Source organism: Citrobacter rodentium NBRC 105723 = DSM 16636 (genome assembly GCF_021278985.1).
Taxonomy (GTDB): domain Bacteria; phylum Pseudomonadota; class Gammaproteobacteria; order Enterobacterales; family Enterobacteriaceae; genus Citrobacter_A; species Citrobacter_A rodentium.
The window spans coordinates 3,058,719-3,074,067 of sequence record NZ_CP082833.1; the positions used below are offsets into that span (position 1 = coordinate 3,058,719).

15 protein-coding genes are annotated in these 15,349 nt (G+C 59.3%); 13 read left to right on the forward strand and 2 right to left on the reverse strand.

Translation table 11 applies throughout. The features are described from left to right. The first annotated feature begins 386 nt into the window (after positions 1-386). Complete coding sequence (gene nudK / locus K7R23_RS14400; protein WP_012906602.1) at positions 387-962, forward strand: GDP-mannose pyrophosphatase NudK; 576 nt, start codon at positions 387-389, stop codon at positions 960-962. A gap of 126 nt (positions 963-1,088) precedes the next feature. Continuing rightward, entirely contained in the window at positions 1,089-2,129 is a 1,041-nt protein-coding gene (locus K7R23_RS14405; RefSeq protein ID WP_012906601.1) for a DUF1176 domain-containing protein, read from the forward strand. Between the two features lie 50 nt (positions 2,130-2,179). Here the strand turns inward: K7R23_RS14405 and tkt are convergent, their stop codons facing one another. Further along, positions 2,180-4,174, reverse strand: coding sequence for a transketolase (gene tkt, locus K7R23_RS14410; protein WP_012906600.1), 1,995 nt, complete (start codon positions 4,172-4,174; stop codon positions 2,180-2,182). A 19-nt stretch (positions 4,175-4,193) separates the two neighbouring features. Beyond that, positions 4,194-5,144, reverse strand: coding sequence for a transaldolase (tal, locus tag K7R23_RS14415; protein WP_012906599.1), 951 nt, complete (start codon positions 5,142-5,144; stop codon positions 4,194-4,196). A gap of 276 nt (positions 5,145-5,420) precedes the next feature. On the opposite strand from tal, the gene maeB reads away from it, so the two are divergent. The 11 genes from maeB to eutG all read left to right on the forward strand — a co-directional run bounded on the left by maeB (position 5,421) and on the right by eutG (position 15,333). Next, positions 5,421-7,700 (forward strand): NADP-dependent oxaloacetate-decarboxylating malate dehydrogenase, encoded by a 2,280-nt coding sequence (gene maeB / locus K7R23_RS14420; RefSeq protein WP_012906598.1) that lies wholly within the window; start codon positions 5,421-5,423, stop codon positions 7,698-7,700. Positions 7,701-7,860: 160 nt separating this feature from the next. Beyond that, entirely contained in the window at positions 7,861-8,196 is a 336-nt protein-coding gene (gene eutS, locus K7R23_RS14425) for an ethanolamine utilization microcompartment protein EutS (protein ID WP_024132761.1), read from the forward strand. 12 nt (positions 8,197-8,208) lie between these two features. Beyond that, complete coding sequence (gene eutP, locus K7R23_RS14430) at positions 8,209-8,688, forward strand: ethanolamine utilization acetate kinase EutP (RefSeq protein ID WP_012906596.1); 480 nt, start codon at positions 8,209-8,211, stop codon at positions 8,686-8,688. After that, on the forward strand, positions 8,666-9,355 hold the full coding sequence (eutQ, locus tag K7R23_RS14435; protein WP_012906595.1) for an ethanolamine utilization acetate kinase EutQ: 690 nt from the start codon (positions 8,666-8,668) through the stop codon (positions 9,353-9,355). Before eutP ends, eutQ begins: the two co-directional genes overlap by 23 nt. Further along, on the forward strand, positions 9,352-10,155 hold the full coding sequence (eutT, locus tag K7R23_RS14440) for an ethanolamine utilization cob(I)yrinic acid a,c-diamide adenosyltransferase EutT (protein ID WP_012906594.1): 804 nt from the start codon (positions 9,352-9,354) through the stop codon (positions 10,153-10,155). The genes eutQ and eutT overlap by 4 nt, the downstream gene beginning before the upstream one ends. After that, positions 10,152-11,168: a phosphate acetyltransferase gene (pta, locus tag K7R23_RS14445; RefSeq protein ID WP_012906593.1), complete on the forward strand. Its 1,017-nt coding sequence runs from the start codon at positions 10,152-10,154 to the stop codon at positions 11,166-11,168. The genes eutT and pta overlap by 4 nt, the downstream gene beginning before the upstream one ends. A 35-nt stretch (positions 11,169-11,203) precedes the next feature. Then, on the forward strand, positions 11,204-11,494 hold the full coding sequence (eutM, locus tag K7R23_RS14450) for an ethanolamine utilization microcompartment protein EutM (protein ID WP_012906592.1): 291 nt from the start codon (positions 11,204-11,206) through the stop codon (positions 11,492-11,494). A 109-nt stretch (positions 11,495-11,603) separates the two neighbouring features. Further along, positions 11,604-11,891, forward strand: a complete 288-nt coding sequence (eutN, locus tag K7R23_RS14455; protein WP_012906591.1) for an ethanolamine utilization microcompartment protein EutN — start codon at positions 11,604-11,606, stop codon at positions 11,889-11,891. Between the two features lie 11 nt (positions 11,892-11,902). After that, the gene (locus K7R23_RS14460; RefSeq protein ID WP_012906590.1) at positions 11,903-13,306 is read left to right on the forward strand and encodes an aldehyde dehydrogenase family protein; all 1,404 of its coding nucleotides are present in this window, start codon (positions 11,903-11,905) and stop codon (positions 13,304-13,306) included. 10 nt (positions 13,307-13,316) lie between these two features. Beyond that, on the forward strand, positions 13,317-14,156 hold the full coding sequence (gene eutJ / locus K7R23_RS14465; RefSeq protein WP_012906589.1) for an ethanolamine utilization protein EutJ: 840 nt from the start codon (positions 13,317-13,319) through the stop codon (positions 14,154-14,156). Further along, positions 14,146-15,333, forward strand: a complete 1,188-nt coding sequence (eutG, locus tag K7R23_RS14470; RefSeq protein WP_012906588.1) for an ethanolamine utilization ethanol dehydrogenase EutG — start codon at positions 14,146-14,148, stop codon at positions 15,331-15,333. Before eutJ ends, eutG begins: the two co-directional genes overlap by 11 nt. Positions 15,334-15,349: the final 16 nt, after the last annotated feature.

Consider the following 15,349-nt stretch of genomic DNA (forward strand, 5'->3'; position numbering starts at 1 on the left):
CCCGTGCCTGATGGCGCTGCGCTTATCAGGCCTACCGCCTCATATCCCAGGTAGTAGAAGGGACGTAGGCCGGATAAGATGCGTAGCGTCGCCATCCGGCGGCATGCCGCATATTTCCCCGTTGGCCTGTAGGCCGGATAAGACGCGTAGCGTCGCCATCCGGCGCCATGCCGCGTATTTCCCCGTTGGCCTGTAGGCCGGATAAGACGCGTAGCGTCGCCATCCGGCGCCATGCCGCATATTTCCCCGTTGGCCTGTAGGCCGGATAAGACGCATAGCGTTGCCATCCGGCGTCAGGCGTAATGGCATAATTCAGCCTAATCCCACACAGACAAACCCGGCTTCGCGGCGTACTATAATTTCTCTTCTTAAGCTGTGGAGCCGGTATGTCGCCAAAAATCACTCTCATTAAAGACAAAATCCTGTCCGATAACTACTTCATCCTGCGCAACATTACCTACCATCTCACCCGCCGTAACGGCGAGACGATCCGCCACAAGCGCGAGGTATACGATCGCGGCAACGGGGCGACTATCCTGCTGTATAACGCCGAAAAAAAGACCGTGGTGCTGATCCGCCAGTTCCGCGTCGCCACCTGGGTTAACGGCAACGAAAACGGACTGCTTATTGAAACCTGCGCCGGGTTGCTGGATAACGACGAGCCGGAAGCCTGCATCCGTAAGGAAGCTATCGAAGAGACGGGATATCTGGTCGGAGAGGTGCGCAAACTATTTGAGCTGTACATGTCTCCCGGCGGCGTCACGGAGCTTATCCATTTCTTTATCGCTGAATACAGCGACGCCCAGCGCGCCAGCGCCGGTGGCGGCGTGGAAGATGAAGATATCGAAGTGCTGGAACTGCCGTTCAGCCGGGCGCTGGAGATGATCAAATCCGGTGAAATTCGCGACGGTAAGACCGTGTTATTGCTTAACTATTTGCAGGCATCGCATTTAATGGATTGATAAATAAAAGATATATTTCTTTACGATTTATTGACGCTATCCGATAAATCCGATTGAGCATGGCGAACTGCGCAACGAAGATACACGCCAGTGTTGTCTGACTGAATGCCGGAGTTATCGCCGTCCATGCCCTATCGCGTTACTCTTCTTCTCCTGCTGGGCCTGCTACCGGCCCGGCTGCTGTGGGCGGCTCCGGCGCAACAGATCTTCTCTGACTGGCAGGTCACCTGTAATAACCAGAATTTTTGTATCGCCCGTAACATCGGCGAGCATCACGGCCTGGTGATGTCCCTGAGCCGCAGCGCGGGCGCGCATACCGACGCCGTTTTACGCATAGAGCTGGGCGGCCTTAGCACGCCGGTTAATGAAAAAGAGATTGCGTCGCGCCTGCTGCTGGACGGCAAACCGCTGACGCTTAGCGATCCGCACTGGCGCATTACTCCGTGGCAGTTAATGACCGACAGCTCAGCCGCGATTACCGGATTTCTGCGGATCATTCAGGAAGGGCAGGCGATCGCGCTCAGTAAAGGCAATCAGACCATCTCGCTGGTCGGATTAAAAGCCGCCCTGTTGTTTATCGACGCGCAGCAAAAGCGCGTCGGCAGCGAGACGGCGTGGATTAAAAAAGGCGACGATCCGCCGCTCAGCGTGCCGCCAGCCCCCGCGCTGAAAGGCGTGGCGGTGGTGAATCCCACCCCGACGCCGCTCTCGGCGGAAGAGCGCAACGATCTGCTCGATTACGGCAACTGGCGAATGAACGGCATTCGCTGCTCGCTCGACCCGTCGCGCCGCGATGTCCGGGTGACCGCGCTCACCGACGATAAAGCCCTGATGATGATTGCCTGCGAAGCGGGCGCCTGGAATACCGTCGATCTCGCATGGGTTGTCTCGCGTAAAAAACCGCTGGCGTCGCACGCCGTTCGCCTGCGGCTGCCGTTTAACAGCGGAGCGGGAAGTCGCGAGATGGAGCTGATGAACGCCAGCTTTGATGAAAAATCGCGGGAGTTAATTACCCTGGCGAAAGGGCGGGGTTTGACCGACTGCGGGATCCAGACGCGCTGGCGTTTCGACGGCCAGCGTTTTCAGCTGGTGCGTTATGCCGAAGAGCCAAGCTGCGATAACTGGCATGGGCCAGATGCCTGGCCCACGTTATGGATTACGCGTTAGATTTTTTGCCGGATGGCGACTGTGCCTTATCCGGCATTGTCTGTCGCCGTTTACACGTTCAACACCTTATGCGCTTTTTCAACGATATTCTCCACCGTAAAGCCGAAATAAGGGAACAGTTTGTCCGCTGGCGCTGACTCGCCGTATCCCGTCATTCCGACAATCGCGCCTTTCAGGCCCACGTATTTGTACCAGTAATCGGCGATTCCCGCTTCCACCGCCACGCGCGCCGTCACGTTCGACGGCAGTACCGACTCGCGGTATGCGTCGTCCTGCGCGTCGAAAATATCGGTAGAGGGCAGAGAAACCACCCGCACGTTGCGGCCTTCGCCGGTCAGTTTTTCCGCCGCCTGCAGGGTGATCTCCATTTCCGACCCGGTGGCGATCAGAATGATATCCGGCTTGCCGCCGCTGTCTTTCAGAATATACCCGCCGCGGGCAATCTCTTTGACCTGCTCCGGAGTGCGTTCCACCTGCGCCAGATTCTGCCGCGAGAGAATCAGCGCCGTCGGGCCGTTATGCCGTTCCACCGCCAGCTTCCAGCCGACCGCCGCTTCAACCTGATCGCACGGTCGCCAGGTGCTGAAATTGGGCGTCAGGCGCAGGCTGGCCAGTTGCTCCACCGCCTGATGAGTCGGACCATCTTCACCCAAGCCAATCGAGTCGTGGGTATAGACCATAATCTGCCGCGCCTTCATCAGCGCCGCCATGCGCGCGGCGTTACGCGCGTACTCGACGAACATCAGGAAGGTGGCGGTGTAGGGGACAAATCCGCCATGATGGGCAATGCCGTTGGCGATGGCGGTCATGCCGAATTCGCGCACCCCATAGTGAATATAATTTCCCGCCGGATCCTCTTTCAGCGAAGTGGAGCCTTTCCAGATGGTCAGGTTGCTTGGCGCCAGGTCCGCTGAGCCGCCTAACAGCTCCGGCAGCAGCGGGCCATAGGCGTTAAGGGTATTTTGCGATGCCTTACGGGTGGCGATTTTCGCCGGGTTCGCCTGCAGCTCGTTGATGAACTTTTGCGTCGTCTCTTCCCAGGCTTCCGGCAGGCCGCCGCTCATCCGGCGGGTAAACTCGGCTGCCAGATCCGGATACGCCTTCTCATAAGCGGCAAATTTTTCTTGCCAGCTCTGCTGCGCTTTCTCGCCTTTTTCTCTTGCATCCCAGGCGCGATAAATCTCTTTTGGGATCTCAAACGCCGGATGATGCCAGCCCAGCTTCTGGCGGGTCAGCGCCACCTCTTCTTCGCCCAGCGCCGCGCCGTGAGACTCCTCTTTACCCGCCTTGTTCGGCGAGCCAAAACCAATAACCGTGCGGCAAATAATCAGCGACGGTTTATCCGTCACGCTCTGCGCTTCCTCGATCGCTTTCTTTATCGCCTGCGGATCGTGGCCGTCGATTTCATGCACCACATGCCAGTGGTAAGCTTCGAAACGTCTGGCGGTATCGTCGGTAAACCAGCCTTCGGTTTCGCCATCAATTGAAATACCGTTGTGATCGTAGAAGCCGATCAGCTTGCCGAGGCCCAGCGTTCCGGCCAGCGAGCAGACCTCATGGGAGATCCCTTCCATCAGACAGCCGTCGCCCATAAACACGTAGGTGTAGTGATCGACAATCTCATGTTCCGGCTGGTTAAACTGTGCGGCCAGCGTGCGCTCCGCTATCGCCAGACCAACGGCGTTCGCCAGCCCTTGACCCAGCGGGCCGGTGGTGGTTTCAACGCCCGGCGTGTAGCCGATTTCCGGATGTCCCGGGGTTTTAGAGTGCAGCTGGCGGAAGTTTTTTAACTCTTCCAGCGGCAGGTCGTAGCCGGTGAGGTGCAGCAGGCTGTAGAGCAGCATCGAAGCGTGACCATTTGAGAGAATAAAGCGGTCACGATCGTACCAGGTCGGGTCGGTCGGGTTGTGCTTCAGAAAGTCGTTCCACAGCACTTCAGCGATATCCGCCATCCCCATCGGGGCGCCGGGATGACCGGAATTGGCTTTCTGTACGGCATCCATACTGAGCGCACGAATGGCGTTGGCAAGTTCTTTACGGGACATAAATCTCTCCGTGTCAGGTTTAAAGTTTGGCCGCGAGCAGGTCTTCCAGCTTGCGCTGGTCGACGGCGAACTGGCGAATGCCGTCAGACAGTTTTTCAACCGCCATTGCGTCCTGGTTGTGTTCCCAACGGAATTCGGCTTCGGTCATTGGCGTCGGGCGATGGAACGTCTGTGAGGAGGGCACCAGCTTGCGGATCACCGGTTCTTCTTTTTCCTGCAACTGTTTCAGCAGGTCAGGGGAGATGGTCAGACGGTCGCAGCCCGTCAGCGCCAGAATCTGTTCGGTACGGCGGAAGCTGGCCCCCATCACGATGGTTTCGTAGCGGTGCTGCTTGTAATAGTCATAGATATTACGCACCGACTTGACGCCCGGATCCTCTTCCACCACGTACGGGTCCAGCGGACTGCGTGCCTGATACCAGTCATAAATACGGCCAACAAACGGCGAGATCAGATAAACCCCGGCTTCGGCGCAGGCGCGGGCCTGGGCAAAAGAGAACAGCAGCGTCAGGTTGCAGTGGATGCCCTCTTTTTCTAATTCCTCCGCCGCGCGAATACCTTCCCAGGTGGAGGCCAGCTTGATCAGAATGCGCGATTTATCGATTCCCTGCTGCTGATACAGGTCAACCAGATGACGGGCTTTCTCTATGCTTTTTTGCTTATCAAAAGAGAGGCGGGCATCGACTTCGGTGGACACGCGGCCAGGGATACTTTTCAGAATTTCCGCACCGAAATTGACCGCCAGCTTATCGCAGGCTTCCGCCACCTGCTGCTCCTGGGTTGTGCCGCGCTTTTTACCCCACTCAAGGGCGTCGTCAATCAGATGGCTGTAATGGTCAAGCCCGGCCGCTTTCAGCAGCAGCGAAGGGTTCGTGGTGGCATCTTCGGGTTGATAATGGCGGATGGACTCAATGTCGCCGCTGTCTGCCACAACGGTGGTGAATTGTTTGATGCCGTCTAACTGGTTCATAGGAAATACTCCTTGAAAAGTAAAGTGTTAGGTGAGTGCGTTGATTCACACTTCTGGAAAAAAGATGAACTGCATAACAAAAAAGCATAGCAGACGGGCATGGTATTGCTGGCGCAAGCAGGTAACATGGTTGTTATGAATTGATTACAAATTTACTCTTTCGAGTCGTAAGAGTTTGGCGACCTTCAAAGTTTGCGCCACCCAGTGCGGGGATAATGTGCGTCGCACCAGGCTGTTGCGTCTTATTTTTATCGATACGTGAAAAGGAACAACAAGATGGATGACCAGTTAAAACAAAGTGCGCTTGATTTCCACGAATTCCCTGTCCCCGGTAAAATTCAGGTTTCTCCGACCAAGCCGCTGGCGACCCAGCGCGATCTGGCGCTCGCCTACTCCCCGGGCGTGGCTGCCCCCTGTCTGGAAATTGAAAAAGATCCGCTGGCTGCTTACAAATACACCGCCCGCGGTAATCTGGTGGCGGTGATCTCCAACGGTACGGCGGTGCTGGGCTTAGGCAACATCGGCGCGCTGGCCGGTAAGCCGGTGATGGAAGGCAAAGGCGTGCTGTTTAAAAAATTCGCGGGTATCGACGTGTTCGATATTGAAGTGGATGAGCTCGATCCGGACAAGTTTATCAACGTGGTGGCGGCGCTGGAGCCGACGTTTGGCGGCGTTAACCTTGAAGATATTAAGGCGCCGGAGTGCTTCTATATCGAGCAGCAGCTGCGTGAACGGATGAACATTCCGGTATTTCACGATGACCAGCACGGCACCGCCATCATCAGCACCGCCGCCATACTGAACGGCCTGCGGGTGGTGGAAAAGAACATCTCCGACGTGCGGATGGTGGTTTCCGGCGCCGGGGCGGCGGCAATCGCCTGTATGAACCTGCTGGTGGCGCTGGGGATGCAGAAACACAACATTGTGGTCTGCGACTCCAAAGGCGTTATCTACAAAGGCCGCGAGCCGAACATGGCGGAAACCAAAGCGGCGTATGCGGTGGAAGATGACGGCAGGCGCACGCTGGCCGAGGTGATTGACGGCGCGGATATTTTCCTCGGCTGTTCAGGCCCGAAAGTGCTGACCCAGGAGATGGTCAAGAAGATGGCCCGTGCGCCGATGATTCTGGCGCTGGCGAACCCGGAGCCGGAAATTCTGCCGCCGCTGGCGAAAGAGGTCCGCCCGGACGCGATTATCTGTACCGGACGCTCGGACTACCCGAACCAGGTCAACAACGTGCTGTGCTTCCCGTTCATCTTCCGTGGCGCGCTGGACGTCGGCGCGACGGCGATCAACGAAGAGATGAAGCTGGCGGCGGTGCACGCTATTGCCGAGCTGGCCCATGCCGAACAGAGCGAAGTGGTGGCGTCGGCCTATGGCGATCAGGATCTGAGCTTTGGTCCGGACTACATTATTCCGAAACCGTTCGATCCGCGCCTGATCGTCAAAATCGCTCCGGCGGTTGCCAAAGCGGCGATGGACTCCGGCGTGGCGAAACGTCCGATCGCCGACTTTGACGTCTATATCGACAAGCTGACCGAGTTTGTCTACAAAACCAATCTGTTCATGAAGCCGATCTTCTCGCAGGCGCGCAAAGAGCCGAAGCGCGTGGTGCTGCCGGAAGGGGAAGAGGCGCGCGTGCTGCACGCCACCCAGGAGTTGATTACGCTCGGGCTGGCGAAGCCCATTCTGATTGGTCGTCCGAGCGTGATCGAAATGCGGATCCAGAAACTCGGATTACAGATTAAAGCGGGCGTCGATTTTGAGATCGTCAACAACGAGTCCGATCCGCGCTTCAAAGAGTACTGGAGCGAGTATTACCAGATCATGAAGCGTCGCGGTATTACCCAGGAGCAGGCGCAGCGGGCGATGATCGGCAATCACACGGCTATCGGCGCGATTATGGTACAGCGCGGCGAAGCCGACGCGATGATCTGTGGCACCATCGGCGACTACCATGAGCATTTCAGCGTGGTGAAAGAGGTGTTCGGCTACCGTGAGGGCGTCCACGCGGCGGGGGCGATGAACGCGCTGCTGCTGCCAAGCGGCAACACCTTTATTGCCGATACCTACGTCAATGACGACCCGACGCCGGAAGAGCTGGCGGAAATCACTCTTATGGCGGCGGAGTCGGTGCGCCGTTTCGGTATTGAACCGCGGGTAGCGCTGCTGTCGCATTCCAACTTTGGTTCGTCGAACGCGCCGGCCGCCAGCAAAATGCGCGAAGCGCTGGCGCTGATTAAACAGCGTGCGCCGGAACTGATGATCGATGGCGAAATGCACGGCGACGCCGCGCTGGTGGAAAGCATTCGTCAGGACCGGATGCCGGACAGCCCGCTGAAGGGATCTGCCAATATTCTGGTGATGCCGAACATGGAAGCGGCGCGTATTAGTTACAACTTACTACGCGTCTCCAGCTCCGAAGGCGTAACGGTCGGGCCGGTATTAATGGGCGTGGCAAAACCGGTACATGTATTAACGCCGATCGCCTCCGTTCGCCGCATCGTAAATATGGTGGCGCTGGCCGTTGTGGAAGCGCAGACGCAGCCGCTGTAATAATGCATTAATTCACTCCTGCGCGGGGTTCTCCCGCGCATTTAAATAATCGCCTTTTCTTAGTGATCCACTTCACCTTTTAAATCACCTTGCCGAATTTTGTTATTTACCCTGACAAAAAATTGTCACGATAAGTCCAGTTTTTACATGGGCGGCGGCAATGAATAAAGAACGCATCATTCAGGAATTTGTGCCGGGTAAACAGGTCACGCTGGCGCATCTTATTGCGCATCCGGGCGAAGAGCTGGCGAAAAAAATCGGCGTACCCGAAGCGGGGGCCATCGGCATTATGACCCTGACCCCCGGTGAAACCGCGATGATTGCTGGCGATCTGGCGATGAAAGCCGCGGATGTCCATATCGGTTTTCTCGATCGGTTCAGCGGGGCGCTGGTGATTTACGGCTCCGTCGGCGCGGTGGAGGAGGCCTTATTGCAGACGGTCAGCGGTCTTGGACGCTTATTAAATTTCACGTTATGCGAGCTGACCAAAAACTAATTCGGAGAGCCTATGAAGCGTATTGCGTTTGTGGGTACGGTTGGCGCGGGAAAAACCACGCTTTTTAATGCCCTGCAAGGCAATTACTCCCTCGCCAGAAAAACGCAGGCCGTGGAATTTAATGCTAATGGCGACATTGATACACCAGGGGAATATTTCAGCCATCCCCGCTGGTATCACGCCTTAATTAGCACGCTGCAGGATATCGACACGCTGATTTACGTCCATGCGGCAAATGATAAAGAAAGTCGCTTACCCGCCGGGCTATTGGATATTGGCGCCAGTAAACGACATATCGCGGTGATCAGCAAAACGGATATGCCGGATGCCGATCTCCCCGCCACGCAGGAGCTACTGCGCGCAATGGGCTTTCAGGAGCCGATTTTTGCGCTTAATAACCGTGACCCGCGCAGCGTACAGCAGCTGGTGGACTATCTGACCAGGCTTAGCCAAAAGGAGGAAGGGGCAGGTGAAAAAACTCATCACAGCTAACGACATACGTGCGGCACACGCACGCGGTGAACAGGAGATGTCGGTGGTCCTGCGCGCCAGCATCATTACCCCGGAAGCGCGTGAGGTCGCGGAGCTACTGGGGGTGACGATAAGCGAAACCGACGATGCCGCGCCTGCGGCGTCCTGTGCGGAGACGGGAAAATCCGACATCCAGCGTATCCGGGAAACCATCATCGCTCAGCTACCGGAAGGTCAGTTCACTGAAAGCCTGGTTGCCCAACTGATGGAGAAAGTGCTGAAGGAAAAACAGACCCTGGAGCAGGGCGAGATGCAGCCGGGCTTTAAATCGGTGACCGGCAAAGGCGGGATCAAAGTTGTTGACGGCAGCAGCGTTAAATTTGGCCGCTTTGATGGCGCCGAACCGCACTGTGTGGGCTTAACCGACCTGGTGACGGAACAGGATGGCAGCAGCATGGCCGCCGGGTTTATGCAGTGGGATAACGCCTTCTTCCCGTGGACGCTGAACTACGACGAAATCGATATGGTGCTGGAAGGCGAACTGCACGTGCGCCATCAGGGCGAAACGATGATCGCCAAAGCGGGCGACGTGATGTTTATTCCGAAAGGCTCCAGCATTGAATTCGGCACGCCGTCGACCGTGCGCTTTCTGTACGTGGCGTGGCCTGCGAACTGGCAATCGGTATGAACGATTTCATCACCGAAGCGTGGCTCAGAGCGAACCACACGCTCAGCGAAGGGGCGGAAATTCATCTTCCCGCTGACGCCCGCCTGACGCCATCGGCCCGCGAACTGCTGGAAAGCCGCCGCCTGCGCATCAAATTTCTCGATGAGCAGGGGCGCTTGTTTGTTGACGATGAACGCCAGCAGCCGCAGCCGGTACACGGGCTGACCAGCAGCGACAGCCATCCGCAGGCCTGCTGCGAATTGTGTCGCCAGCCGGTGACGGAAAAGCCCGATACGCTGACCCATCTGACCGCCGACAAAATGGTCGCTAAAAGCGATCCGCGCCTTGGCTTTCGCGCCGCGCTGGACAGCACCATCGCGCTCACCGTCTGGCTGCAAACCGAACTGGCGGAACCGTGGCAGCCGTGGCTGGCGGATATCCGCTCGCGCCTTGGCAATATTATGCGCGCCGACGCGATGGACGAACCGCTGGCGGCGCAGGCGATGGTCGGTCTTAACGAAGATGAGCTGCACCGCCTGTCCCATCAGCCGCTGCGCTATCTTGGACACGATCATCTGGTGCCGGAAGCCCGCTACGGTCGCGATGCCGCGCTGCTCAATCTGCTGCGCGCCAGAGTGCGCGAAACGGAAACCGTTGCCGCACAGGTGTTTATCAGCCGCAGCTTCGAGGTTCTGCGCCCGGACATTATGCAGGCGCTGAACCGCCTCTCCAGCGCGGTCTACGTGATGATGATTCTGTCGGTGGCGAAGCAGCCGCTCAGCGTCAGCGAGATCCAACAGCGACTGGGAGGTGAACGATGATTATCGAACGCGCCCGCCAGCTGGCTTTACGCGCGCCAGCCAGCGTGGTTTTCCCGGATGCCCTGGACGAAAGGGTGCTGAAAGCGGCGCACTACCTGCAACAGCAGGGACTGGCCCGTCCGGTGCTGGTCGCCAGTCCGTTCGTCCTGCGGCAGTTCGCCCTGAGCCACCGCGTGGCGCTGGACGGCATTCAGGTTATCGATCCGCAGAGCAATCTCGCCCTGCGTGAAGCGTTTGCCCGGCGCTGGCTGGCGAGAGCGGGTGAGAAAACGCCAGTGGATGCGGTAGAGAAACTCTGCGATCCGCTGATGTTTGCCGCGGCGATGGTCAGCGCGGGTCACGCTGACGTCTGTATCGCCGGAAACCTTTCTTCTACCGCCAGCGTACTGCGCGCCGGGTTACGCATTATCGGCCTTCAGCCCGGCTGTAAAACGCTGTCATCAATCTTCCTGATGCTGCCGCAGTACGTCGGACCGGCGTTAGGGTTCGCCGACTGTAGCGTGGTGCCGCAGCCCACCGCGGCGCAGCTGGCGGACATTGCCATTGCCAGCGCGGAGAGCTGGCGTGCGATAACCGGTGAAGAGCCGCGGGTGGCGATGCTGTCGTTCTCCAGCCACGGCAGCGCCCGTCACCTGAACGTCGCCAGCGTGCAGCAGGCCACGGAGATGGTGCGTGAACGCGCCCCCGCGCTGCTGGTGGACGGCGAACTGCAATTTGACGCCGCTTTTGTGCCGGAAGTCGCCGCGCAAAAAGCGCCCGCCAGTCCGCTGCGCGGCAATTCCAACGTGATGGTTTTTCCGTCGCTGGAGGCGGGAAATATCGGCTACAAAATCGCCCAGCGTCTGGGGGGATACCGCGCCGTCGGGCCGCTGATTCAGGGGCTGGCCGCGCCGCTGCACGACCTTTCCCGGGGCTGTAGCGTACAGGAAATTATCGAACTGGCGTTGGTGGCAGCAGTGCCGCGCCAGACTGACGCGAGCCGCCAGCGCGACTCGCAAACCCTGGTTGTATAAACGGTCCCGTTCTGGACCCATGAGAGGAAAACACGATGGAAGCTTTAGGAATGATTGAAACCCGGGGCCTGGTTGCACTGATTGAGGCCTCTGATGCGATGGTGAAAGCCGCCCGCGTGAAGCTGGTCGGTGTGAAACAGATTGGCGGCGGTCTGGTGACCGCGATGGTGCGCGGCGATGTCGCGGCCTGCAAAGCCGCAACGGACGCGGGTGCCGCCGCCGCGCAGCGGATCGGCGAACTGGTCTCTGTACATGTGATCCCGCGCCCGCACGGCGATCTGGAAGAGGTGTTCCCGATCAGCTTCAAAGGCGACGGCAATATCTAAGCGGGGCGCAGGGTGCCGGATGGCGCTGCGCTTATCCGGCCTACAAAATTCAATCCCGTAGGCCGGATAAGGCGCGAAGCGCCGCCATCCGGCAAGTAAGGAGGCGGGTATGAAACTGGCAGTCGTCACAGGACAGATCGTCTGTACCGTCCGCCATCCGGGACTGGCGCACGACAAGCTGCTGATGGTCGAGATGATCGATGCCGCAGGCAGGCCCGACGGGCAGTGCGCCGTCGCCATCGACAGCATCGGGGCAGGAACCGGCGAGTGGGTGCTGCTGGTCAGCGGCAGCTCAGCGCGCCAGGCGCACCGCAGCGAGGCGTCGCCGGTCGACCTGTGCGTTATTGGCATCGTCGATGAGGTCGTGGCTGGCGGTCAGGTGATTTTCCATAAATAGGACTGAACATCATGAATCAACAGGATATTGAACAGGTGGTGAAAGCGGTGCTGCTGAAAATGCAGGGCAGCGCGCAGCCGGTGGCCGCCGTTCATGAACCGGGCGTCTTTGCCTCCCTGGATGATGCGGTGGCAGCCGCAAAGGTCGCCCAGCAGGGGCTGAAAAGCGTGGCGATGCGCCAGCTGGCTATTCACGCCATTCGTGAGGCGGGTGAAAAACATGCCCGGGAATTAGCGGAGCTTGCCGTCAAAGAAACCGGCATGGGCCGCGTAGAAGATAAATATGCCAAAAACGTCGCCCAGGCGCGCGGTACGCCGGGCGTGGAGTGCCTGTCGCCACAGGCGCTGACCGGCGATAACGGCCTGACGTTAATCGAAAATGCACCGTGGGGCGTGGTGGCGTCGGTCACGCCGTCCACCAATCCGGCGGCGACAGTGATTAATAACGCCATCAGCCTGATTGCTGCCGGCAACAGCGTGGTGTTTGCTCCCCATCCGGCGGCGAAAGGTGTTTCACAACGCGCCATCACCCTGCTTAACCAGGCGGTAGTCGCCGCTGGTGGGCCGGAAAACCTGCTGGTGACGGTGGCGAATCCGGATATCGAAACCGCCCAGCGGCTGTTTAAGTACCCCGGCATCGGGTTACTGGTGGTTACCGGCGGCGAAGCGGTCGTGGAAGCGGCGCGTAAACACACCAACAAACGGCTGATCGCCGCAGGCGCCGGGAATCCGCCGGTGGTGGTGGATGAAACCGCCGATCTGGCGCGCGCCGCCCGCTCCATCGTCAAAGGCGCATCGTTTGATAACAACATTATCTGCGCCGACGAAAAGGTACTGATTGTCGTCGACAGCGTCGCCGACGAACTGATGCGCCTGATGGAAGGCGAGCAGGCGGTGAGGCTGACCGCCGCACAGGCTGAACAGCTCCAGCCAGTGCTGCTGAAAAATATCGACGAACGCGGCAAGGGGGTGGTCAGCCGCGACTGGGTGGGCCGCGATGCCGCCAAAATCGCCGCCGCCATCGGCCTGACCGTACCGGAAAAGACGCGGCTGCTGTTTGTCGAAACCCCGGCTGCGCACCCGTTCGCGGTTACCGAACTGATGATGCCGGTGCTGCCGGTGGTGCGGGTCGCAAACGTCGACGAAGCCATTGCGCTGGCGGTTCAACTGGAAGATGGCTGCCACCATACCGCGGCGATGCACTCGCGCAATATCGACAATATGAACCAGATGGCGAACGCCATTGATACCAGCATCTTTGTGAAAAACGGACTGTGCATTGCCGGGCTGGGGCTGGGCGGCGAAGGCTGGACCACCATGACCATCACCACGCCGACCGGCGAAGGGGTTACCAGCGCGCGCACCTTTGTCCGTCTGCGCCGCTGTGTGCTGGTGGATGCCTTCAGGATTGTATAAGGGATAACGCATGGCGCACGACGAACAACGCTGGCTGACGCCGCGGCTGCAAAAGGCCGCGGAGCTGTGCAATCAAACGCCCGCCGCGAGCGATGCTCCGCTGTGGCTGGGGGTGGATCTGGGCACCTGCGACGTGGTGTCGATGGTGGTTGACGCCGACGCGCAGCCGGTGGCGGTCTGTCTCGACTGGGCCGACGTCGTGCGCGACGGCATCGTCTGGGATTTCTTTGGCGCCGTCACCATCGTGCGCCGCCATCTTGACGCGCTTGAGCAGCAGCTTGGCTGTCGTTTCACCCATGCGGCGACCTCGTTCCCGCCGGGCACCGATCCGCGTATTTCGGTCAATGTGCTGGAGTCCGCCGGGCTGGAAGTGAGCCATGTACTGGACGAACCAACCGCGGTAGCGGATCTGCTGCAACTTGATAACGCCGGGGTAGTGGATATCGGCGGCGGCACCACCGGCATCGCCATTGTTAAGCAGGGCAACGTGACCAGCTCCGCCGATGAGGCCACCGGCGGGCATCACATTTCGCTGACCCTTGCCGGCAACCGTCGTATCCCGCTGGAAGAGGCGGAGCAGTACAAGCGCAGCCATGCGCAGGAGATCTGGCCGGTGGTGAAGCCGGTATACGAAAAAATGGCGGAAATTGTCGCCCGCCATATCGAAGGGCAGGGGATTCACGATCTGTGGCTGGCGGGCGGTTCCTGTATGCAGCCGGGCGTCGACGATCTGTTTCGTCAGCGCTTCCCGGCATTACGGGTGCATCTGCCGCGGCACAGCCTGTTTATGACGCCGCTGGCGATCGCCAACAGCGGGAAAGAGAAAGCGGAGGGAATCTATGCAAGCTGATTTGCAGACGGCGCTGTTTCAGGCATTCGATACCCTGAATCTGCAACGGGTGAAAAGCTTCAGCGTACCGCCGGTCACCCTGTGCGGCGCTGGCGCGCTCAGCGCCTGCGGGCAGGAAGCGCAGGCGCGAGGATTAAGCCATCTGTTCGTGATGGTCGACAGCTTTCTGCATCAGTCGGGGATGACCGCGCCGTTAGAACGCAGCCTGGCGATGAAAGGCGTGGCGATGACGCTCTGGCCCTGTCCGCCGGGCGAGCCGTGCATTACCGACGTTTGCGCGGCGGTCGCACAGCTGCGCGCGGCGGAATGCGATGGTGTGGTGGCGTTTGGCGGCGGGTCGGTGCTGGATGCGGCAAAAGCGGTTGCGCTGCTGGTGACCAATCCTGACCAGACGCTGACGGAGATGAACGAACACAGCGCGCTGCGCCCGCGTCTGCCGCTGATCGCGGTGCCGACCACCGCCGGAACCGGTTCGGAAACCACCAGCGTGACGGTGATTATTGATGCGGTGAGCGGGCGCAAGCAGGTGCTGGCGCACGCTTCCCTGATGCCGGATCTGGCGATTCTTGACGCCGTGCTGACGGAAGGTGTTCCGCCTCAGGTTACGGCGATGACCGGCATCGACGCGCTGACCCATGCGGTGGAGGCCTACAGCGCGCTTAACGCCACGCCGTTTACCGACAGCCTGGCAATTGGCGCGATTGCGATGATCGGCAGGTCGTTGCCGAAAGCGGTGGGCAACGGACATGACCTTACCGCGCGCGAAAGTATGCTGCTCGCGTCTTGTATGGCGGGAATGGCCTTTTCCAGCGCCGGGCTGGGGCTGTGCCATGCGATGGCGCATCAGCCGGGGGCGACGCTGCATATTCCCCACGGCCAGGCGAACGCCATGCTGTTGCCAACGGTGATGGGTTTTAACCGGATGGTGTGTCGCGAACGCTTCAGCCAGATTGGACGCGCGTTAACCAACCGGAAAGCTGACGATCGCGACGCTATCGCTGCGGTAAGCGAGCTGATCGCGGAAGTTGGTCTGACAAAGCGTCTCAGTGACGCGGGGGCCGCGGCTGCGCATTTTAGCGGCTGGGCGCAGGGGGCGCTGGAGGATATTTGTCTGCGCGGCAATCCACGCACCGCCACGCAGGAGCAGATTATCGATCTGTACGCGGCGGCACAATAACGCATACCAGGCAGAC